General features: G+C 39.9%; 18 protein-coding genes. 8 read left to right on the plus strand and 10 right to left on the minus strand.

All coding sequences use genetic code 11. The features are described 5' to 3' along the window. Positions 1 to 38 precede the first annotated feature (38 nt). The 6 genes from ACEQZT_RS06345 (at position 39) to ACEQZT_RS06370 (ending at position 4,296) form a co-directional block, all read left to right on the plus strand. Positions 39 to 1,130, plus strand: a complete 1,092-nt coding sequence (locus ACEQZT_RS06345; RefSeq protein WP_370088367.1) for an aminotransferase class V-fold PLP-dependent enzyme — start codon at positions 39 to 41, stop codon at positions 1,128 to 1,130. After that, the gene (locus ACEQZT_RS06350; protein WP_370088369.1) at positions 1,127 to 1,255 is read left to right on the plus strand and encodes a hypothetical protein; all 129 of its coding nucleotides are present in this window, start codon (positions 1,127 to 1,129) and stop codon (positions 1,253 to 1,255) included. Before ACEQZT_RS06345 ends, ACEQZT_RS06350 begins: the two co-directional genes overlap by 4 nt. A gap of 312 nt (positions 1,256 to 1,567) precedes the next feature. Next, the gene (locus tag ACEQZT_RS06355; RefSeq protein WP_370088371.1) at positions 1,568 to 1,918 is read left to right on the plus strand and encodes a hypothetical protein; all 351 of its coding nucleotides are present in this window, start codon (positions 1,568 to 1,570) and stop codon (positions 1,916 to 1,918) included. Positions 1,919 to 1,920: 2 nt separating this feature from the next. Then, positions 1,921 to 2,601, plus strand: a complete 681-nt coding sequence (locus ACEQZT_RS06360) for a hypothetical protein (protein ID WP_370088373.1) — start codon at positions 1,921 to 1,923, stop codon at positions 2,599 to 2,601. A gap of 241 nt (positions 2,602 to 2,842) precedes the next feature. After that, on the plus strand, positions 2,843 to 3,613 hold the full coding sequence (locus ACEQZT_RS06365; protein ID WP_370088375.1) for a sensor histidine kinase: 771 nt from the start codon (positions 2,843 to 2,845) through the stop codon (positions 3,611 to 3,613). Between the two features lie 23 nt (positions 3,614 to 3,636). Continuing rightward, positions 3,637 to 4,296, plus strand: coding sequence for a response regulator (locus tag ACEQZT_RS06370; RefSeq protein WP_370088377.1), 660 nt, complete (start codon positions 3,637 to 3,639; stop codon positions 4,294 to 4,296). Between the two features lie 373 nt (positions 4,297 to 4,669). Here the strand turns inward: ACEQZT_RS06370 and ACEQZT_RS06375 are convergent, their stop codons facing one another. The 5 genes from ACEQZT_RS06375 to ACEQZT_RS06395 form a co-directional block, all read right to left on the minus strand. Then, positions 4,670 to 6,139: a M28 family peptidase gene (locus ACEQZT_RS06375; RefSeq protein WP_370088379.1), complete on the minus strand. Its 1,470-nt coding sequence runs from the start codon at positions 6,137 to 6,139 to the stop codon at positions 4,670 to 4,672. Positions 6,140 to 6,267: 128 nt separating this feature from the next. Then, a complete protein-coding gene (locus ACEQZT_RS06380; RefSeq protein ID WP_370088381.1) occupies positions 6,268 to 7,443 on the minus strand; it encodes an acetyl-CoA C-acyltransferase in 1,176 nt (391 codons plus the stop codon). A gap of 38 nt (positions 7,444 to 7,481) precedes the next feature. After that, positions 7,482 to 7,832 (minus strand): four helix bundle protein, encoded by a 351-nt coding sequence (locus ACEQZT_RS06385; RefSeq protein WP_370088383.1) that lies wholly within the window; start codon positions 7,830 to 7,832, stop codon positions 7,482 to 7,484. Positions 7,833 to 7,863: 31 nt separating this feature from the next. Beyond that, positions 7,864 to 10,245, minus strand: coding sequence for a 3-hydroxyacyl-CoA dehydrogenase/enoyl-CoA hydratase family protein (locus ACEQZT_RS06390; protein ID WP_370088385.1), 2,382 nt, complete (start codon positions 10,243 to 10,245; stop codon positions 7,864 to 7,866). Positions 10,246 to 10,274: 29 nt separating this feature from the next. After that, positions 10,275 to 10,769, minus strand: coding sequence for a MarR family winged helix-turn-helix transcriptional regulator (locus ACEQZT_RS06395; protein ID WP_370088387.1), 495 nt, complete (start codon positions 10,767 to 10,769; stop codon positions 10,275 to 10,277). Positions 10,770 to 10,858: 89 nt separating this feature from the next. Between ACEQZT_RS06395 and ACEQZT_RS06400 the strand changes: the two genes are divergently transcribed. Continuing rightward, entirely contained in the window at positions 10,859 to 11,416 is a 558-nt protein-coding gene (locus ACEQZT_RS06400) for a hypothetical protein (protein ID WP_370088389.1), read from the plus strand. A gap of 3 nt (positions 11,417 to 11,419) precedes the next feature. On the opposite strand, the gene ACEQZT_RS06405 is transcribed toward ACEQZT_RS06400, so the two are convergent. Next, complete coding sequence (locus ACEQZT_RS06405; protein WP_370088391.1) at positions 11,420 to 12,658, minus strand: cystathionine gamma-synthase family protein; 1,239 nt, start codon at positions 12,656 to 12,658, stop codon at positions 11,420 to 11,422. A gap of 134 nt (positions 12,659 to 12,792) precedes the next feature. Between ACEQZT_RS06405 and ACEQZT_RS06410 the strand changes: the two genes are divergently transcribed. Beyond that, entirely contained in the window at positions 12,793 to 13,263 is a 471-nt protein-coding gene (locus ACEQZT_RS06410; RefSeq protein ID WP_370088393.1) for an Lrp/AsnC family transcriptional regulator, read from the plus strand. On the opposite strand, the gene ACEQZT_RS06415 is transcribed toward ACEQZT_RS06410, so the two are convergent. The 4 genes from ACEQZT_RS06415 to mnmG all read right to left on the minus strand — a co-directional run bounded on the left by ACEQZT_RS06415 (position 13,240) and on the right by mnmG (position 19,852). Then, entirely contained in the window at positions 13,240 to 15,000 is a 1,761-nt protein-coding gene (locus ACEQZT_RS06415) for a tetratricopeptide repeat protein (protein WP_372530140.1), read from the minus strand. The two genes, ACEQZT_RS06410 and ACEQZT_RS06415, sit on opposite strands and share 24 nt — an antisense overlap. A 429-nt stretch (positions 15,001 to 15,429) precedes the next feature. Beyond that, the gene (locus tag ACEQZT_RS06420) at positions 15,430 to 17,121 is read right to left on the minus strand and encodes an Ig-like domain-containing protein (protein ID WP_370088397.1); all 1,692 of its coding nucleotides are present in this window, start codon (positions 17,119 to 17,121) and stop codon (positions 15,430 to 15,432) included. Next, the gene (locus tag ACEQZT_RS06425; RefSeq protein ID WP_370088399.1) at positions 17,118 to 17,987 is read right to left on the minus strand and encodes a class I SAM-dependent methyltransferase; all 870 of its coding nucleotides are present in this window, start codon (positions 17,985 to 17,987) and stop codon (positions 17,118 to 17,120) included. The genes ACEQZT_RS06420 and ACEQZT_RS06425 overlap by 4 nt, the downstream gene beginning before the upstream one ends. Next, positions 17,987 to 19,852: a tRNA uridine-5-carboxymethylaminomethyl(34) synthesis enzyme MnmG gene (gene mnmG / locus ACEQZT_RS06430; RefSeq protein WP_370088401.1), complete on the minus strand. Its 1,866-nt coding sequence runs from the start codon at positions 19,850 to 19,852 to the stop codon at positions 17,987 to 17,989. The genes ACEQZT_RS06425 and mnmG overlap by 1 nt, the downstream gene beginning before the upstream one ends. Positions 19,853 to 19,888: the final 36 nt, after the last annotated feature.

Genomic DNA, 19,888 nt, shown 5'->3' on the forward strand with positions numbered 1-19,888 from the left:
AGTACGCCTATCTCAATTGTGCATATATGTCTCCTTTGATGAAAAAGGTAGAAAAGGCTGGGATTGAGGGTTTGAAGAAAAAAAGAAAACCATTTCATATCACCTCGGAAGAATTCTTTCAGCAGACAGAAGATCTTAGAAGTCATTATTCAAAACTCATTGATAACCCAGAGCCAAACAGGATCACCGTCATCCCGTCCGTTTCATACGGAATTGCCAATGTGATCAATAACCTTCCTTTTAAAGACGGTGAAATAATTATTTGTAGTGAGCAGTTTCCAAGCAATGTTTATCCCTGGTTGGTTTTGAAAGAAAGAGGATTTGAGGTTACTACCGTTTCTCCAACCGATAGCGAAAATCGAGGTGAGAGCTGGAATGAAAAGATCTTAAGCTCAATCACCTCCAAAACGCGTGTTGTTGCTTTGGGTCATATTCACTGGTCAGATGGTACCCTTTTTCGGCTAGACGCCATCCGAAAAAAGCTGAATGAAGTCGGTGGGCTTCTTGTCGTGGACGGAACACAGTCCGTCGGGGCTTTGCCATTTAGCATTTCCAAAATTCAACCTGATGCCTTGATCTGCGCCGGATATAAGTGGTTAATGGGGCCATACTCGATTGGTCTGGCATATTATGGACCTGCTTTTGACGGTGGCGTGCCGATAGAAGAAAACTGGATTAACCGACTGGATAGTGACGATTTTTCTCAGCTTGTAAACTATCAGCCAGAGTATAGAGAGCAAGCGCTCAGATACGAGGTTGGTGAGCATAGCAATTTTATTTTAATTCCCATGCTGCACGAAGGTGTTAAACAACTTGTTCGGTGGACCCCTGAAGCGATTCAATCTTATACAAAAGACCTTATGCAGGACGCTGTGGCAGAAATGCTCGAGCTTGGTTTCAACATAGAAAAGCCGGAAAACAGAAGCCATCATTTATTTGGTGTGAGACTTCCAAAAACCATTGATTTAGCTAAAATCAAAGAGTCTTTCGTAAGAAACAAGGTGAGTGTGAGTTATCGTGGGGATTCTATTCGCATCTCACCACATGTGTATAATGATGAAATGGATGTAAGAAAATTGCTGAAAGCAATGAAAGAACCTATCTTCGCATCAAAACAGGCAAACAAATGAACTTAACAAATCCAGCAGTAACCGAAGGCGTAAACATTTTTGTTAACATCATCATCTTTCTTGCGGCATTTGCTCACGCACTACTGTTTGTAAACGCAAGAAAAGAGAAACAAAAGAAGCACTAAACCATTTAGTCTACTTCGTGATCTCTTGAGTGCTTGCTTACCATCTTGTTTGGTAAGATGAACGGACATAGAATAGCCAAAACAAACAGTCCGATTATTATTCCTAGCATTGCCATTTTCTCATCAGTTTTAATGTGGAGAGCAAATATAGTTGCTTCTTCAACTTTGGTCTAATTTCATACTATCCTTTTCTTTTTTCGACAAAATCTCTACCCACTTTTGGGTATTTTATCGCTGCTTTTCCTCCCTCCTCTTTGATTAATTCTCAGGTAGCACTACCATTGTCTTCAAACCAACTAATCCAATAGAATTATGAAAGAAAAAAACGTAAGAAAAATTGGTAAAACGATGGATAAATCGAAAGCCAAGAAATGGGTGAAAAAATATCAAAAAGAAAATCCGAACAGTACACATGGATGGTTGTTTGGGGATGATGTGATTGAAAAACTAGTGAACTATAAAGGCTGTGAAGGCATTTGGTTTTTTAAAGCAATAAATGATGAAGGCGAAGAAAAACTAGTGATGTTTCCAGCGGATGCTGATGGAAACATTCTTGACAGAAAGATGAAATCACTTGGGGCTGCTGTTAGTTTAAGAGACCCGGGAGATGATCCTGCCGACTTTAGCGAATCTTGTCCTCCAAAATGTCCTGAAGGAATATAAGCTTGGAAGCCTTTAATGATTGGTTAACGGATTTAAGTAGGATTTCAGCTATCGCTGGAATCCTGTATTATCTATTCACCAAACTAAAAGTAAACCAAGTAGCTTCAGGATTATTTTTGATCCTTTTTGCATCTTTCTTGGCTGATACATTAAATTATTTTTTTATACGATTGGTTTACCCAAACAGCTTTATTATTGGAAATTGTTGGTTAATAATAAACTTTTTCCTCGTACTTTGGACTTTTAAAAAGGTTATTAACATACCAAAAACCTTATTAACAGGTTTAGTAGCAGGCTTTGTTCTTGGTGCATCTATCTCATTTATCTTCTTTTACAGTTTCACAGAGTCAAACACATTTGTTTTCTTGTGGAGTAATATTTCATTCATAATTCTTTCGCTATACCTTCATTTTCAACTTTTAAAAAGGCCTGGGGAAAAATTGAAATATCATCCCGTTTTTTGGATAGCAACCTCCTTTTTTGTCTACTACAGTATGCTATTTCTTCAAAATATTTTTAACAACTATTTAGTATTTGATTTACAAATATCTTCTGAAGCATATACGATTGTATGGATAATAAATCTGATTGCTAATGTTGGTAAAAACTTCATCCTTTTCTATGCCCTTGTCCTAATCGACAAAGGATATCCTGACACTCTAAAACCAGCTGAAGCCGCATGATTGAAATCATCGTTAATATCGTGGTGTATGGGACAGGGCTTATCTTTGGTGGAGCTCTTTGGTTTTTGTATGCTTTCTCCAAAGCGTATCATGCCAAGAATAAAATACAAAATTGACGTCTTCTGATGTATACTGGATTTTGGCTGACCTGAACCGTTACTCGGGTATTCGCAGATGTTCTCTTCAGAAAGTGGATTCTCACAACAGCTTGATCATGATCTTTTTCCAAATCCGAAAGTAAATGGAAAGTAAAGTCATTTTGCTTGTGATCATTGGAACCATTGGGGTTATGCTGATGGCTTTTTCCGTGGTGTTCTTTGTGTTGCTATACCGTAGGAGGGTACTGGAAAATGAGCTGGAGATACAGGAAGTGAAGACTAAGCATCAAACTGAAATGCTCAATGCTACCCTAAAATCTCAGGAAGCCGAGCGAAATCGACTGGGAACAGAACTGCACGATGGGGTTGGAGCTATGCTCTCCACCATCAAGCTGAACCTGGAAGTAGCTAAAAGGAAAGGCGACATTCAAACGCTGGGACCTGTTCTTGGTCACCTGGATGACACCATCTCTCAGGTTCGGGGCATCTCGCATCAGATGATGCCAATCATACTGGATAAATATGGATTAAAACGTGCTGTCGAAGACCTTTTTGATAAGGTGTCGGGTGATTCTTTATCTATAATAATCACTCAGTGGAATACTGAAGAAGAATTGGATCGGCAAAATTCGTTGATGCTTTTTAGGATTGTTCAAGAGCTTTTGAATAATACTATTAAACATGCTGACGCCACAGAAGTAGAGTTTTCTCTTGCTAAAGCTGGTTCCCAATTGAAAATCCAATACGCCGATAATGGAAAGGGCTTTCCTTCCGAAGTTTTGGAAAACAGCCAGGGAATGGGCTTACTAAATATCAAAAACAGGGCGCAGGCCATAAATGCAAGTGTGTCTTTTGAAAACAAAAATGAAGGTGGAGCAAAAGTAAATTTGGTAATAGACCGCTCAATTGATTAATTTCAAGATGAAGTGAGCGTGAGATGAACCAACCAGACAACCTAAGCATTTTGGTCACTGATGACCATACCCTTTTCAGACGAGGCACCATGATGTTACTGGATTCCTTCGACGAGGTGGGAAGTGTAGATGAAGCTGAAAACGGGAAGCAGGCACTTGAAAAACTTTCCGAAAACAACTTTGACCTTATACTTCTGGATCTGGAAATGCCCGTGCTCGATGGGTGGGAAACGGCTAAAAAAATTGTTTCGAAATATCCTGAGGTAAAGATCATCATGGTTTCAATGCATGACTCACTTCAGATCATTTCTGATTTGATTGAAATTGGTGTTCACAGTTACCTCTTAAAAAATGCCGACCCAGAGGAAGTACATAAGGCAATTGTGTCGGTAACGAACAATGACTTTTACTATAATCAGCTAGTCTCAAAGGCTCTTCATAAGAAAATCCAGAAGAATGGCATTGATAAAGGTGTAGCCCGACGCGCCGACATAAGCCCTAGAGAAATTGAAATCCTTCAGCTTATTTGTCAGGAACTCACGATGAAAGAAATAGGTGAGAAACTTTTTGTGAGTGAACAGACCGTACACACCCACCGAAAGAACCTCATGAAAAAAACAAAGGCAAAAAATGCCGTTGGTCTGGTAAAGTTCGCTTTTCAGAACGGAATAGCAACCATTTAGCTACTACCCACTTTTGGGTATTGTTCTACCTGTTTTTGGGTAATTCCAAAATTCAATTTTTTTATAACTAATTGTTTTTCAGAGCATTGTGATTTTAAGGCGCACTACGGGGTGTTTTCACGCAAAATTCAATCCTGGCACTTTCCTAATTTCATATTGTCATTTATTCAAAATAGATGATAAGCTCTTAGGTTGATGGTTAATCTATGAAGATACCGGGAGTCCAAGGTTTTCGCTTAATCCTTTGGTTTGCCAACTATCTCACTCACATAGTGGACTCCCAGGTATTTTCAACAAAAACATTTTAGTAAAATCCACACTACCAATCCTGTTAAAATACAAAAGGCCCTTTTTCGGGCCTTTTTTGTTTTGCTTACTTGTAGAGCTCTTTACCTGAATCGTAATATTTATCCCCCTTCACCCAGAAAGGCGCTTTCTTGCTGTTTCCAATCAAGCGGCAGGCATAAACATAGCTCTTGAAAAATCTTTCCAAATACACATAGTCCAACGTGTTGGGGTTGTCACCCGCCTGGTGATAGTACTTGGTGATTTCGTCATCAAACGCAGTAAAACCCATGCTGAAAGTTGGTGCCGGTATTCCCTTCACCGCAAACCTTACATTGTCCGAGCGATCGAAGAGGCCTTGCTCTGGTGCGGGATCTTCTATTGCCTCCAATCCAAATGCCTTACATGCTTCGATGATCATTTCTTCAGCTGTCGTCCTGGTCAGCCCAATGATTGTTGCTTTGGAGGTGTCATTATATCCTCCATTATCTGAATTGAAACAGTATACGATCTTACTTAGGTCAATCGGAGAATTATCTACAAATGCCTTGCTCCCCAACAGGCCTTTTTCCTCTCCGGTGAAGAGTACGAAAAGGGCAGACCTCTTTGTCGGGTTTAACGCTAAGTTTTGTGCGGCACTTAAAACTGTCACAGTTCCTACCGCATTGTCTCTTGAACCATTGTAGATGCTATCTCCGTTTGCATCTGCCTGTCCAATTCCAACATGATCATAGTGAGCGGAATAAACAACAAATTCCTCTTTCAACTTGTCATCTGCTCCGGGTAGGTAACCTACGATGTTTTGAGAGGTAAACTTTTCTGATTTGCTGGCCGGAATATCAATAGAAGCTGAAGTGCCAGACTCCAAAAATGAAACATCATCAGCAGATCTGTTGAGCCAGATATGAGCCATTGACTGTTCATTATCGTCTCCCTCATCTATTACTACTTGCTCCCTGTTTAGATATCTAACCAAAAAATTCCAGGGAATTTGTGGACTATTATAAAGCTCAACCAATGCCATTCCACCTAGTTCTTTAACCTTCTTTCTTTTTTCACCAGCTAGAGTAAACCACTCCTGAGGACTCTGGCTTTTTCCATCTCCACACAGAGCAAAAACAACCTTTCCTTCCACGTCAGCCCTATTCAGTTCTTCAGGCATTGCGTATTCCGCATAAAAGAATGGTTGGTTGGAAATAGAAGAGCTTCCATCCATTATCACAAAGTCATCGTTGAGTTTCAACTCTGTTTCACCAATTTTAATAGTGCCCGATTCCGGTGGGCTTACCTTTTTCATAGGAACCGGCTGGAAATAACTGTCCATGCCTGGTGCCAATTGTACACCATACTCCACAAATCGGCTTTCAATATATTTTGCAGCAATCTTAAGGCCTTCCGATGGGGTATCTCTTCCCTTTAGTTCGTCTGAGGCTAAGAATCCAATGTGACTTTTTATGATTCCCTGATTTACAGATTTGTCTGCCAGCTCTTTATCTGTCTGACCTATTGATACCAACGACCATGCAGACAAGATGGTAAGTGATAGAATTTTTCTCATTTTTTAAGAAGTTATTTTTTAGCCAAGTTAAGACACTAAGACGACTTGGTGATAAATAATAAAGGCCATTCATCCACCAGTTGGCAGATGAATGGCCATTTCATTACTAACCGCTACTACTACATGTTTTAATTCAGAAACTCATAGATTCCTGCAACTCCCTGGCCTCCACCTACACAAGCGGTTACCATTCCGTATTTACTTTTTCTTCTTCTCATTTCGTTGAATAGAGAGATAGAAAGTTTTGCTCCGGTACATCCTAGCGGGTGCCCAAGTGCAATTGCTCCTCCGTTTACATTCAATTTACTTGTATCCAAATCCAAGCCTCTGATCACTCCCAGAGATTGAGCTGCAAAAGCTTCATTCAACTCAACAAGATCAAGATCATTTTGCTTAATTCCCGCCTGCTTCAGTGCTTTTGGCACTGCTTCCACCGGTCCGATTCCCATAATTCGCGGATCCACACCTGCTGCTGTGTAGCTAATCATTTGCGCAATTGGCTCCAGGTTGTGCTCCTTCACCATCTTCTCACTCATCACCATCACAAAAGCTGCACCATCAGAAGTTGGAGAAGAGTTTCCGGCTGTCACTTGTCCGCCTTGCTTAAATGCTGGTCGAAGCTTTGCCAGACCTTCCATGTTGGTTTCTTCTCTCACACACTCATCGGTATCCACCACAAATTCTTTTTTGTGCCGTTTCCCATCTTCACCAACAAAAGTTTCTTCCACAGTAATCGGAACGATCTCATCTTTGAACTTTCCTTCTTTGATTGCCTTGGCTGCCTTTTGATGCGATTCCATCGCAAACTGGTTTGAGTCATCTGCAGAAATGTTGAAATCCTTTGCAACTTCTTCAGCCGTGAGTCCCATGTTTAAGTAATACTCTGGGTGGTCTTTGGCAATTTTCCAGTTGAGGGCTGCCTTGTATCCCATCATTGGGACAAGCGACATGGACTCTGTGCCTCCAGCGATGATACAATCAGCCGTGCCTGAGTGAATCCTTGCACAAGCTAGATGAATTGCTTCCAGGCCTGAACCACAGTATCTATTGATAATCATACCCGGAACAGAAATAGGAAGAGAAAGAAGTGAAATGTACCTGCCCATTTGAAGTCCTTGCTCTGCCTCCGGAATTGCATTCCCCACAATAAGGTCGTCCACTCGGGTGGCATCAAAATCTTTGATTGATCCTACAAGATGTTTGATCACATCTGCTGCTAAATCATCCGGACGGTAGAAACGAAAACCTCCTTTTTTGGCCCTGCCTACCGCCGATCTATATCCTGCTACTATATATGCGTTCATGTTTTTATATTTTAGATTTAAGAGAAAAGACGAAAGATTTAAGAGAATTTATCAATTAATGCTCTCGTCATTCTTTGAATTTCATTTAACTCATTTAATAATTCTTCTAGTACTTTTTCTTGTAAAAAACCAAGTGAACTACTGACTATAAGTTGTGTTTCGAGTTCGTATTGTGATCCAAGCGATATTGAGAGAAAGTTAGAAAAATCTTTATCCGTTTTTCTTCCTGAACCTTCCGCAATGTTGGATGGAATCGAAACAGCACACCTTCTTATCTGAGATGTGATTCCAAATTTCTCTTCACTTGGAAAATCAGAAGTAGCCGAATAAATGTTCTTAACCAATTCTGTTCCTCTTTTCCAAACATTGAAGTCTCTGAAGTTGTGCATAATCTTATGTCTAGATTCTTACATCTAATGTCTAATTACGAAGAGGTTTACCCTTGAAAAGAATACTTTGAATTCGTTCCAATGTTTTTGGCTCGCCACAAAGACTCAAGAATGCTTCTCTTTCAAGATCCAACAGATATTGCTCTGAAACTTCCGCTGGAGCAGATAGGTCTCCCCCTGCCATAATCCAGGCAAGTTTCTGTCCAATCTTTTTATCATGCTCCGAAATGTAATTACCGTACTGCATTCCACTGATTCCTGCATGAAACATTGCCAATGCTGCTTTACCCTGAACCTTTATATCTGTTCGTTCAACGGGTTGAGTATATCCAGCGTCCGCTAATGCCAATACTTTTTCCTTAGCATCGGTCAATAACCTTGTTCTATTGAGCGTGATTTCATCTCCACCTCTAAGAATGTGCATGTTTCTCGCTTCAGCAGCAGAAGTGGCCACTTTAGCTGTAGCGATGTTCATGAAGTATTCCTGCAATGTGTTCAACTCTGGATCTCCAGGCGTGAAATCATCCGCTGCTCGAAGTGTCATCTCTTTGGTTCCTCCACCTCCGGGTATTAAACCGACACCAACTTCAACCAATCCGACATATGATTCTGCATGAGCTTGTATGGCATCACAATGAAGCGAAAGCTCACAACCACCTCCCAAAACAAGTCCGGATGTTGCCGCCACTACGGGTACACTCGAGAACCTTGCTTTCGTCATGGTGTTTTGGAACGTACGTACCATCAGGTCGATTTCGTCAAATTCCTGATCTACCGCATACATAAAAAGCATCGCCAGGTTTGCACCAGCTGAGAAGTTTTGGCCTTCATTACCAATAACCACTCCCCGGTAATCTTTCTCGGCCATCGTGATAGCAGTGTTAATACCTTCGATAACATCCGCATCTACCGAATTCATTTTTGTGTGGAACTCAAGATTGAGAACGCCATCACCAATATCATAAATGGTAGCACCTGCTTTCTCCCATACGACATTATTTGCTTTATACGCATCAAGGAAAACAAGGCCTTCAGTTCCTGGAATTACTTTATAGGATTTAGAAGGGATATCGTAGTAGTGCTTTTTACCATTTTCAAATTTGTAAAATGACTTGTTTCCTGCACTCAACATTTCGTCCACCCATTTTGCAGGCTCCATTCCTGCTTCTTTCATTTTCGCAGTTGTCTCCTCTACTCCCAATACATCCCAGGATTCGAATGGGCCTAGCTCCCAGGCAAAACCCGCAGCTACTGCCTGATCAATGCGGTACAATTCATCTGCTATTTCAGGAATTCGGTTCGAGCAATATTTGAAAAGATCATAGAACGTCTTGCGATAAAACTCGCCAGCTTTTCCTTCATCCTTCAACAATACAGGCAGTCGATCACGGACATCTTCCATGTTTTTGGTTTTGTCCATTACATCAAACTTTGCCTTAGATTTCTCCTCGTATTCAAAAGTTTTTAGGTTGAGCTCAAGTATTTCTGATTTACCGTCTTTCTTTACTTTTTTGTAAAAGCCTTGTCCGGTTTTATCTCCAAGCCACTTTTCATCCGAAAGCTTCTGAACCACTCGAGGGAGTTTGAATTTATCTCTCGATTCATCTTTCTCAAGAGCCGCATACAAGTTGTTCGAAACATTGACTAGCGTATCCAGCCCTACCACATCCGATGTTCTGAAGGTTGCTGATTTTGCATGTCCAATTACCGGACCGGTTAGTTTATCTACTTCATTGACCGTAAGCCCCAACTCATCCACGACATGAATGGTAGACATCATCCCATATACTCCAATTCTGTTCGCAATAAATGCCGGTGTGTCTTTACAAAGTACTGTCTCTTTTCCAAGATAAAGATCTCCATAATGAATGAAGAAATCGACGATTTCAGGATCTGTCTTTGGTGTGGGGATAATCTCCAAAAGCCTCAGATATCGCGGCGGGTTAAAAAAGTGGGTGCCACAAAAATGCTTTTGAAAATCCTCGCTTCTACCATCCAGCATCAAGTGAATTGGAATGCCAGATGTGTTGGAGGTAATCAGCGTTCCTGGTTCTCTGTGCTGCTCTACTTTCTCAAACAGTGATTTCTTGATTTCAAGATTTTCAACCACCACCTCAATGATCCAGTCTACCTCTTTGATGCGCTTCATATCATCATCAAAGTTTCCTGTTTCGATCAACTTCGCTTTTGACTTATCATAAAGCGGAGAAGGATTTGATTTGATGGCAGATTGAAGAGCATCATTTACCAACTTGTTTCTTGCAGCGGGATTTTCCTTTTCTTTATCAGAAAGGTCACGAGGCACGATATCAAGCAAAATCACTTCTACGCCAATATTGGCGAAGTGACAGGCAATACGTGATCCCATGATTCCGGATCCCAAAACTGCTGCTTTCTTAATGGTTCGTTTCATTTTAGGTTTTATATTTTTTATTCTGTGAGTTAATGATTGTGTAAGAGTCCATTGCCTGCAAATTCTTTTGAAATCTCCTCTGCTATTTTATCAAACAAAGAAGGGTCGTCAATGATTGCATTAATTTGTTGGACAACTTTAAAAAAGCTTGTTAGATCACTTTGAGGTATAAGTGTCCGAATCTTCGTGTTGAATTCCCGAACCGCTCTTCTCGAAAGCTCTCTTTTTTCTTTACCGATATCCGATAAAAAAATTCTGACTGAACGACCATCGGTTGGGTCCTTCTCACGATATACCCAGCCCTTTTCCTCCATTGCCTTAAGCATACGAGTAAGGCTTCTGGATTCCATACCTAGTAGCGGTGCAATTTTGGTAGCTGGTGTTCCGTTTTCCACATCAATGTTTAAGAGAACAAAACCTGTGGAGGCTGTAACGTCATACTTTGCCCCGTACTGATTGTACATCCGAGAAATGCTGTGCCACAACCCTTTAATGTTATAGTCGACCGTTTCTTCTCTTTTCATATTGGTACAGTATGGTTCAAATATAGCAAAATTTGTTATGCATGCATACTATTTTTTCTCTCATCTGCTTTTCCGGTTAGCTTTGGGCTATGCAAGAAAATGATATTCCGAGAGAGTTTTATTCATTTGAAACCAATGCTCCTTTTGAGCGATGCATTGAGTGCGAAAAGTATCTGCTCGATGATGAAACCGAATACATTATTGAGAAAGCGGTTAAGAATTATGAAGGATACTCTGCTAAAGATACCGTTTTTGACTATGCGATATGTATGGACTGTGCCGAACGAATGCGAAAAGAGATCTCACAGGAATCTTGGAAAAGCATGATGCAGTACTTTCAGGAAAACATAGATGTTCAGTCCCGCCTAGAGATGCAGTTTCAAAGTCCGGAAGAAGGACTCAAAAATTGTATGATCAAAAAGACCGGTGTGAATGACTGTCGTGAATATCAGATCTATGCACACTGCAAGGGGCGTAAGGTGAATATGGAAAATCCACCTTATATGATTTCTGGAGAGGTAATGGAGGAACTGCTTCCACTTCTTTCCGACAAAACCATTGATGAAATGAATGGATTTCTCAAAAAACACTTCTCACCAGACCCGTCATTGATGGAGCCGGTTCCCCCAAGGTTGGTTTTATTGTAGAGTTTAAACCTTTTCTAGCGCCTGCTCCATATCCCAAACCAGGTCCTTCGGATTTTCCACGCCCACAGAAACGCGAACCAGATTATCGGTGATTCCGTATTTCTTTCGTTCTTCCGGATCTACTCCTGCATGGGTCATTGAGGCTGGATGCTGAGCCAATGATTCCGTACTACCCAAACTCACTGCTAGTTTTATCAGCTGGAGGTTGTTCAAAAATTTGAATGATTCCTTTTCACCGCCTTCTAGAATAATGGAAAGCATCGCACCAGCAGATGAAAATTGTTTTTTGAAAATTTCATGCTGTTTAGTTCCTTCTTTCAGCGCACCGAGGTAATGAATGGTTTTAACTTTTGGGTGATCTTTTAAAGCTTGGTAAACATACGCTGCATTTTCAGCCTGACGCTCCATTCTCACTTTGAGTGTTTCCAAACTTCTAAGCAGCAACCAACCCGTCCATGGACCAGCCATATTTCCCAAAAATGTTCGCATGCCTTTTACTTCAGCGATGAGCTCTTTGCTGCCAAGACAAGCTCCAGCTATCACATCGCTATGGCCTCCGATATACTTGGTTGCAGAATAAAGAACCAAATCAGCTCCATGCTTTAGCGGATGCTGCCAAAGCGGACCCATGTAGGTGTTGTCCACCGCAATAAGTGGTCGGTATTCTTCCGTTTTAAATTTTTCAGCTATTGACCTGCACATCTCCAAATCCACCAGATGGTTAGTTGGGTTTGCAGGAGTTTCCACATAAATCATTTTTAAACTGTGGCCACTTTCCTCCACCATTTGCTCTATTTCCTCCTGGCTCTGATTCGGATCAAAACCCATCACATTGATACCAAACTTTGGAAGAACATGTTTTACAAAATGATCTGTACCACCATAAATCGGATTGCTATGTAGGAGCAAATCTCCGGGAGCAAGAAACTGTAGCAATACAGTCGTGATTGCCCCCATGCCGCTTTCAAACACCGCTGCATCTTCTGCCTGATCCCACAGGGTCAGCCTGTTTTCCAAAATTTCGAGATCAGGATTATTCAGCCTACTGTAAATCAACCCTAGTTCCTCCCCCTCATCTTTTTCTCTTAGGCCGTAGGCCTGCTCGAAAAATGCTTTTCCGTGCTCCGCACTTTTGAAAACAAACGTTGAAGTTTGAAAAATAGGTGGCTTAATCGCTCCCTCAGAAAGGGCTGGCTTAAAACCATATGACATCATTAAACTTTCCGGGCTGAATTTTTCCATTGCTTCGATATTTTAATCGAAAATGGTTGATTTATCTTAGATATGAAATAGTACTAGATAAATCAACTATAATAAATTAGATATATAGATTTTTTTTCTAAAATTGATCTTAAACCTTAGAACAAAGAGAAAGAATGGATAAGATAGATCGGAAGCTTGTGTCTCTACTTCAAAAGAATGGAAAGCTTACAATGAAGGAATTAAGTGCTGAGTTGGGTCTAAGCATTACTCCCATATATGAGCGGTTAAGGCGATTGGAGCGTAATGGACTTATTACGGGTTATCATGCTTCTGTAAATCCGAAGAAGGCCGGTTTTGGGTTTGAGGTGTTTTCATCTGTGACACTAGAGTCTCACAAGTCGGAATATCTCAGGGAGTTTGAAGAAGGGATCACTCAATTTTCTGAGGTGATGGAGTGCTATCACCTTGCCGGCTCATTCGATTTTTTATTGAAGGTGCTTGTCCGGGATATGGATGAGTACGCTGAGTTTGTAAATAAAAAATTAGCGAAGCTTAATAATATCCGACTGGTGCAGAGTATGATGGTTCTTAAAAAAATAAAGCAAACAGCAGTGCTCCCCCTAGTTGATAAAATCTCCTCGTAGCTGACGGAATCTCTTTCTGGCTTCCGCTGCATACATACTCCCTGGATATTCGATTAGAAATTGTTGATACAGAGTTTTGGCTTGCTCTACATCCTTGAGTTGTTGTTCAACAATTTCTGCCTTTTTAAATGCGGCATCATCAGCCAGAATATCGTAGGAATAAGATGCTAAAATTCTATCCAGATAATCGATGGCACTTTGCGTATTTCCCACTTCCAATTCAAGCTTCGATTTCAGCCAGAATATCTCATCAGTAATGGAGTGATGCATGTACTGATCAAGCATTTCTGAGAGTCTGTGATTCGCCTGAGCTTTTTTGTTTTGGAAAATTAGAAGTTCAATATTGGCAAATTCCTGCATCACCGCATCTGTAGTGTCCAGTGCTGTGTTGTCTGTGATCAGCATGCCGAGTGAAATTGCATCATTGGATATTTCCCGTGTCGTGTTTTTTTTCAGAATATCCAGATGGCCTTTGGCCAGAGCAAAGTTTCCTGTAAAGTAATGCAGTCTTGCATTTCTCAGTTTTGCATCATATCCCAGCTCATGACTTTTATAGGCTTTTTCTACTTGTGAATAAAGTAGTGTTGCCTCCCAGGGCTCTCCTTTTAGTAAGTAAATATCTCCGAGATCCAATTTGCTTTGAGAGATAAGCTGCATACCGGCTCGAGGATTTTGTACCAGCTGATTTAGGTATTGAGCTGCTATGTCAATTTCATCTAAATAAAATGCATGCAAAAGCGCCTTGCTTCTCAACGCATCAAAGGATGTCTGAGACGGATAAAGTTCGTTGTACAAAAGTTGATATTGATTGGCCAGATCCCGAATGTCTTCCTGGCTAACCGGATAGGTATTTTTTATTTTTTGTTCTTTCGCTTCCATCCAAAGTCTTCTGGCAAATTGATAATTTCTGGATGTTGGATATTGCTTAGCAACATAGGCGAAAATTTCTGCCGCATCTTCATACGCATTGTTCTCCAGGGCTATCCTTCCAATATCCATGGATCTGTCTCCGGGCTGATCGTTTCTTTTGTCTACCGCTCTGGCTTGAATAAATGCGCCGTAAAAATTTTTACGTTGAAGCTCGACCCAAAGTAGGAGTTCTGCAAATTTTGTATCCTCTGGATCCTCTTGCATTTTACGAATGAGCGTGTTTTCCAATTCGTCAAGTTCTTCATCTTCCTGAATAAAGCTCTGAAGCAAATTTTTTATGTAGCTCAACCTGTTTGGACTATCTGAAGCATAGTTGAGGTATTCTTCGATCATCGATGATTTATCATTGATCATCCTGTAGATGGATGCCATCTCGAGGGCATGCACGGTCGGGTTGTTGCGAACTTCCCTACTATCCTGAAAAAATAGTAGTGCTTGCTCGTACAGTTGTTCGTTAGCAAGGTACTGAGCCAGAATACTGAGCTGAAATGGATTAGATCTGGATTCTTTTCGAAGATCAGTTATGTATTTATCGAGCTTGCTAAGATCACCGGACTCAGCATACACACCGGCAAGGTTTGACTGAAATTGAACATTGGATGCAAATCTTCTGATAGCATTTGTGAGGAATCTCTCAGCCTCAGAAAAGTCGCCGGTGGATTTCAACAGAGTCAAGTAATTGCTGGCAATAAGCTGAACATTGTAAGGATTTTGCGCCAGCTCCTGATAAAGAATTTTTGCTTTCTCCAAATCACCTTGCTGGTAATATTCATTGGCCAACTCGATATCCTCATGACTCTGCGCCATTATGATATTAAGTGGGAGTAAGAGATGTATAAGAATTTTACGGAGCATGTTTCTTCAGCTAACTTATATACATACCTATATTATATATATAAGGTTTAATTAAAAACTATTTCTATTACTAAGGCTGTGGATACGTGGATAAGATTTTAGATTTTTATTTGGAAAATTGATTTGTTTATAAGGTTAGAATCTATCAATTCTACTTCACAGTCTATCAACACCTAAAGTATTTGAAAATTAATTAGTTAGGAAATTTTGTTGATAAGATAATATGTGATTCTGTGGGAATCTTTTTGGTTTAGTTGATTGGGTAAAATGTCTATAAATAAGGAATTGAATAAAGTTATAATTTGACGTATTAAAGCGATTGTGTTAATTAGATATGAAGTCTGAATTATCCACTAAGAACTGTGGAGTTATCCACCCTAATTAGAAAGTTATACCCAGGTCAATCTCCCAGTTTTCACGAACGGATGTCTCTTCTGGATAAAGGAATACTTGTTCTGGCTCTTCATTGTTGAGAAGATTTCCGAAGGACCACTTTCCGTCCTTGTTGTCATCAATAAGAATTCTGATTTTGTAAGTGTCAGGTACAACAGAAAGGATTGTTGTTTTTTGGTTTTGCAGGGAATATGCAACTTTCTTTTTTGAGTTGATCAGTTGAAGGGTGAAGTGAGTATGATCAGTGGTAAGGGTGAGTTTAATTTTTCCGAATTTAGGGACAGATGGTTCTTGTAGTTGTATGGAATTAGTTTTCGAAGTGTCATTTTCTACCGTTATGAATGCTCCTTTTTCAGCAAAAAGAGAAATAGCACTTTTGTTCTGATTAGATTTTGGTCTAAGGTTAGTCAATCTGGAAGTTGTATCTGTAGCACTTGAATCCTTAGGTCTTGTTTTTTCAAACGCAGCTTTTATTGAATCAGCATTGAGGAAGAAATCAATAGTAGCTTTTGTTCTGTTGTAGTTAAAAGAGATTGATTTTTTAGTGGCATAAGTAAATGTAGTATCTGATTTAAATATCAGTTTGGATGTATCTACAAATGTGATCGGTTTATTAAAAGTCAATGCAATTGTAGGATTGTCTTCGAGAGGCAAACTTTGTTTGTCAAATGAATAGGAGAATGTTGCTGGTTTCCTATTGGATTCAATGAATACATACTTTATTGTATCATCGACTATGTTGCCTAAGCTGTCATAGGCTTTTATGAATGATTGGATGGAATCTTTGTAATTGATTTGGGTTGGTTTGTAAATTCTAATAACGTCTTTGTTTTCTCCGACAATATTGTGAGATAAGTTTGAAGGTGTTAGCTGATAAGAATCAACTTGTTTGTTGAATTTAACTTCCACATAAGGGCCAGTTGGTCTGGCATTGATAAGTGATAATGGTTTTACATTTTGAAGAATACATCTGATTGGCTCTACTTTTGTTGCTGAGTCGAGCACAATAGTGGTACTGAGAAAACCATGTGATTCGGTTTCGGGATCTAATAGAAGATTCTTATTGTCATCATTAAAAGCCAATATTTTATACTTACCTGTTTTAATATAATTTATTTTGAAACTTCCAGAGTCATTGGCAGTGGTGAAATACATTGGATTTTGTGTGAAATAATCAAGGGTATCAGAGAATGGATAAAGTCCGACAACATACCCTTTGCCAGGCTCTTTTGTCAATAGTTCTTCTACATAGCCTCTGACAGACAAGCTGTCAATGAATGCACCTGTACTAAAGGCGACAGATAGATTGACTGCTGGATTTTTCTCGGTTATATCGGTGATTCCATTTGCAAAGTTGAAATTGTAGGTTGTTGAGTCATTGAGCCTATTGTTGAGCTTGATGATTAGCTTGTTTCTTTTTACTATGGATTTGTAGGTAATACTTGTTTTTGGAGTAATGATTAATTGTTGCTTCAGCTTGTCTGCATTGATGAATTCTGAAAACTCAAGCTCGATTGTACTTGATGAAAAGTTTGTGGTACCATTTGTAGGATTTGCGTAGAGTAGTGTTGGAGGGATAGTGTCTTTAGGTCCGCCAGTTGGTCTGCCCGGATTGGCACATTGCTGAAAGCTTAAGTCTATAAAAAGTATGAAAAGTATTATGTATAGAAGCTGCTTCATTTTTGGAGTATGTAGATTAAGCTGGAATAGTTATTTGTCTTTTTGGCACTTTGGTTAGATTGAAATCCTGTTCTTATTGAGCTTAAAAGATTACCGCCATTCTTATATTTTTCACTGAGCATTGATACATAATAAGAATCAAACTTCATGGGTAAGGTATCTACTAATTTCAATTTGAAGTGACTGGCAAATGATTTCATGGAGTCTTGATCAAAATGATATAGATGTCTGGGTACATCATATGCAGCCCAGTATTCCTTATAGTGCTCCGCATCGAAAGACTTATGATTGGGAACTGCCATGAAAAGGTAGCCTCCATCCTTTAGTTTACCTTTTAATGATTTGATTGTCATATTTAATTCATGTACGTGCTCAATCACATGCCATGCCGTAATTACATCAAGTTTAGTGTCAAGCTTGTCTATAGAATCAACAATTGATCTCGGGTTTTTCTTTATGGAAATGCTTCTTGCTGCCTCATCAGGTTCATACCCAAAAGCTTGCCAATTATTTTTATTGCAGAGCTTGAGAAAATCACCAGTTCCACAACCATAATCTAAGATTGATCCTTTTTTTGAGTACTGATTGACTAGGCTAAGTTTTTGACGTAGAGTATATGTTCTTACCAGTTTATAGATAAAATGTATTGGTGAGTTCGCATTGTCAGTGTGTGATATATACTGGTCGCTCTGATAATATTTAATAATGTGATCCTTTGCAGGTCTTGGATTGGTAAAAATGAGTTGACACTTGGTGCACTTTACCAAAGCGAAACTTTCACCGGAAACAGAGTGGTCATCGCAAATAAGGTGATTGTCAAACTGCGTGTGTTTACAGACAGGACACTCTTCAATCTTCTCGTACATTATCTACCAAGATAAACCATTAAAACTGATACATCTGAAGGAGAAACTCCACTGATTCTGGATGCTTGTCCAAGGGTTTCGGGTTTTATTTTTAATAGTTTTTCACGTGCTTCAGCTGATAAGGAAACAAGCTTGTTGTAGTCAAATGATTTGTTGATTTTGAGATTTTCAAGATTGTTCATTTTCTCAGAGTTCTGCTGTTCTCTCTCAATGTAGGTGTGATACTTGATTTGAATCTCTGCTTGCTCAATGACCTCAGCGGAAAAGGAGTCAAGTGCTTTTTCTACTTCACCGGAAAAGATCTTGAAATCATAAATAGATATTTCAGGTCTTTTCAAAATAGTTGCAAGAGATGAGCGATCCTTTATGGGAGCGGATGACAATGACGCAAGTTTATCTTCTGCTTCACTTGGTTTAAACTGAGCCTCATTAAGGATTTTTATTAATTTCTCGGTTTCTGATTTTTTGTGCTTTACCTTATTTAATCTTTCATCTGTCGCTAAACCAATTTTGTGACTCATTTCTGTCAGCCTTAAATCAGCATTATCCTGACGTAGTAGCAACCTAAACTCAGCCCTGGATGTAAACATTCGGTATGGCTCTTCAGTGCCCTTGTTTATCAAGTCATCTATAAGTACACCAATGTATGCTTGGTTTCTCTTAAGAATGAATGCTTCTTTTTCCTGCACTTTTTGATGCGCATTGATGCCTGCCATCATGCCCTGACAAGCGGCTTCTTCGTATCCTGTGGTACCGTTTATTTGACCTGCGAAATAAAGGTTCTCAATTAGTTTAGTTTCAAGAGTGTTTGACAATTGTGTCGGTGGGAAAAAATCATATTCAATGGCATAGCCAGGTCTAAACATCTTGACATTTTCGAATCCTGGAACTTTGGTGAGTGCTTTGTACTGAACATGTTCGGGAAGGGATGTGGAGAAGCCATTGACATATATCTCTACTGTATTCCACCCTTCTGGCTCTACGAAGATTTGATGACGATCCCGCTCTGCAAATCTGTTTATTTTGTCTTCAATGGATGGACAGTACCTTGGACCCAGACCTTGAATTCTACCCGTAAACATCGGGGACTGCTCAAATCCTGTCTGCAGAATTTCATGCACTTCAGGATTAGTGTATGTAATATGGCAGCTCCTTTGTTGAGTTAATGGCTTTGATGAATCCAGATATGAAAACTTTCCTGGTATTTCATCTCCTTCCTGCTCTTCCATTTTGGTATAGTCTAGAGACCTACCATCCACTCGAGGTGGAGTGCCTGTTTTCATCCTGCCAGCCTCAAACCCAAGATTCACTAATTGCTCCGTTATCCCAGTAGCTGCTCTTTCACCAGACCTTCCACCACCAAACTGTTTTTCTCCGATATGGATAAGCCCATTGAGGAAGGTCCCGTTTGTCAATATTACAGCCTTGGCTTTTATCTCCAAACCAATTCCGGTTTTAACACCAATCACTCTTCCATCCTTTACAAGAAGTCCATTGACCATCTCTTGCCAGAAGTCAAGATTTGGAATTGCTTCAAGAGACCACCTCCACTCTTCTGCGAACTTCATTCTGTCCGATTGTGCCCTGGGACTCCACATTGCCGGGCCTTTAGATCTGTTTAGCATTCTAAACTGAATCATAGACTTATCGGTCACTAGCCCGGAGTATCCACCGAGCGCATCAATTTCTCTAATGATCTGTCCTTTGGCAATGCCTCCCATGGCTGGGTTACATGACATATGAGCAATAGTGTTCATATTCATGGTAACCAACAACACTTTTGATCCCATGTTTGCTGCAGCCGCAGCTGCTTCACACCCCGCATGGCCAGCACCCACTACAATAATATCGTAATCTTGAAGCATAAATTTTTAATGTTTCACGTGGAACCTAAACAGTCA

This window comes from Ekhidna sp. (assembly GCF_964218185.1).
GTDB lineage: Bacteria > Bacteroidota > Bacteroidia > Cytophagales > Cyclobacteriaceae > Ekhidna.

Bases quoted from the DNA above. Each gene is read 5' to 3' on its own strand.
- ACEQZT_RS06345 (WP_370088367.1), top strand. From the start codon at position 39: ATGAAAAAGGTAGAAAAGGCTGGGATTGAGGGTTTGAAGAAAAAAAGA.
- ACEQZT_RS06350 (WP_370088369.1), top strand. From the start codon at position 1,127: ATGAACTTAACAAATCCAGCAGTAACCGAAGGCGTAAACATTTTTGTT.
- ACEQZT_RS06355 (WP_370088371.1), top strand. From the start codon at position 1,568: ATGAAAGAAAAAAACGTAAGAAAAATTGGTAAAACGATGGATAAATCG.
- ACEQZT_RS06365 (WP_370088375.1), top strand. From the start codon at position 2,843: ATGGAAAGTAAAGTCATTTTGCTTGTGATCATTGGAACCATTGGGGTT.
- ACEQZT_RS06370 (WP_370088377.1), top strand. From the start codon at position 3,637: ATGAACCAACCAGACAACCTAAGCATTTTGGTCACTGATGACCATACC.
- ACEQZT_RS06375 (WP_370088379.1), bottom strand. From the start codon at position 6,139: ATGAGAAAAATTCTATCACTTACCATCTTGTCTGCATGGTCGTTGGTA.
- ACEQZT_RS06380 (WP_370088381.1), bottom strand. From the start codon at position 7,443: ATGAACGCATATATAGTAGCAGGATATAGATCGGCGGTAGGCAGGGCC.
- ACEQZT_RS06385 (WP_370088383.1), bottom strand. From the start codon at position 7,832: ATGCACAACTTCAGAGACTTCAATGTTTGGAAAAGAGGAACAGAATTG.
- ACEQZT_RS06390 (WP_370088385.1), bottom strand. From the start codon at position 10,245: ATGAAACGAACCATTAAGAAAGCAGCAGTTTTGGGATCCGGAATCATG.
- ACEQZT_RS06395 (WP_370088387.1), bottom strand. From the start codon at position 10,769: ATGAAAAGAGAAGAAACGGTCGACTATAACATTAAAGGGTTGTGGCAC.
- ACEQZT_RS06400 (WP_370088389.1), top strand. From the start codon at position 10,859: ATGCAAGAAAATGATATTCCGAGAGAGTTTTATTCATTTGAAACCAAT.
- ACEQZT_RS06405 (WP_370088391.1), bottom strand. From the start codon at position 12,658: ATGGAAAAATTCAGCCCGGAAAGTTTAATGATGTCATATGGTTTTAAG.
- ACEQZT_RS06410 (WP_370088393.1), top strand. From the start codon at position 12,793: ATGGATAAGATAGATCGGAAGCTTGTGTCTCTACTTCAAAAGAATGGA.
- ACEQZT_RS06415 (WP_372530140.1), bottom strand. From the start codon at position 15,000: ATGGCGCAGAGTCATGAGGATATCGAGTTGGCCAATGAATATTACCAG.
- ACEQZT_RS06420 (WP_370088397.1), bottom strand. From the start codon at position 17,121: ATGAAGCAGCTTCTATACATAATACTTTTCATACTTTTTATAGACTTA.
- ACEQZT_RS06425 (WP_370088399.1), bottom strand. From the start codon at position 17,987: ATGTACGAGAAGATTGAAGAGTGTCCTGTCTGTAAACACACGCAGTTT.
- mnmG (WP_370088401.1), bottom strand. From the start codon at position 19,852: ATGCTTCAAGATTACGATATTATTGTAGTGGGTGCTGGCCATGCGGGG.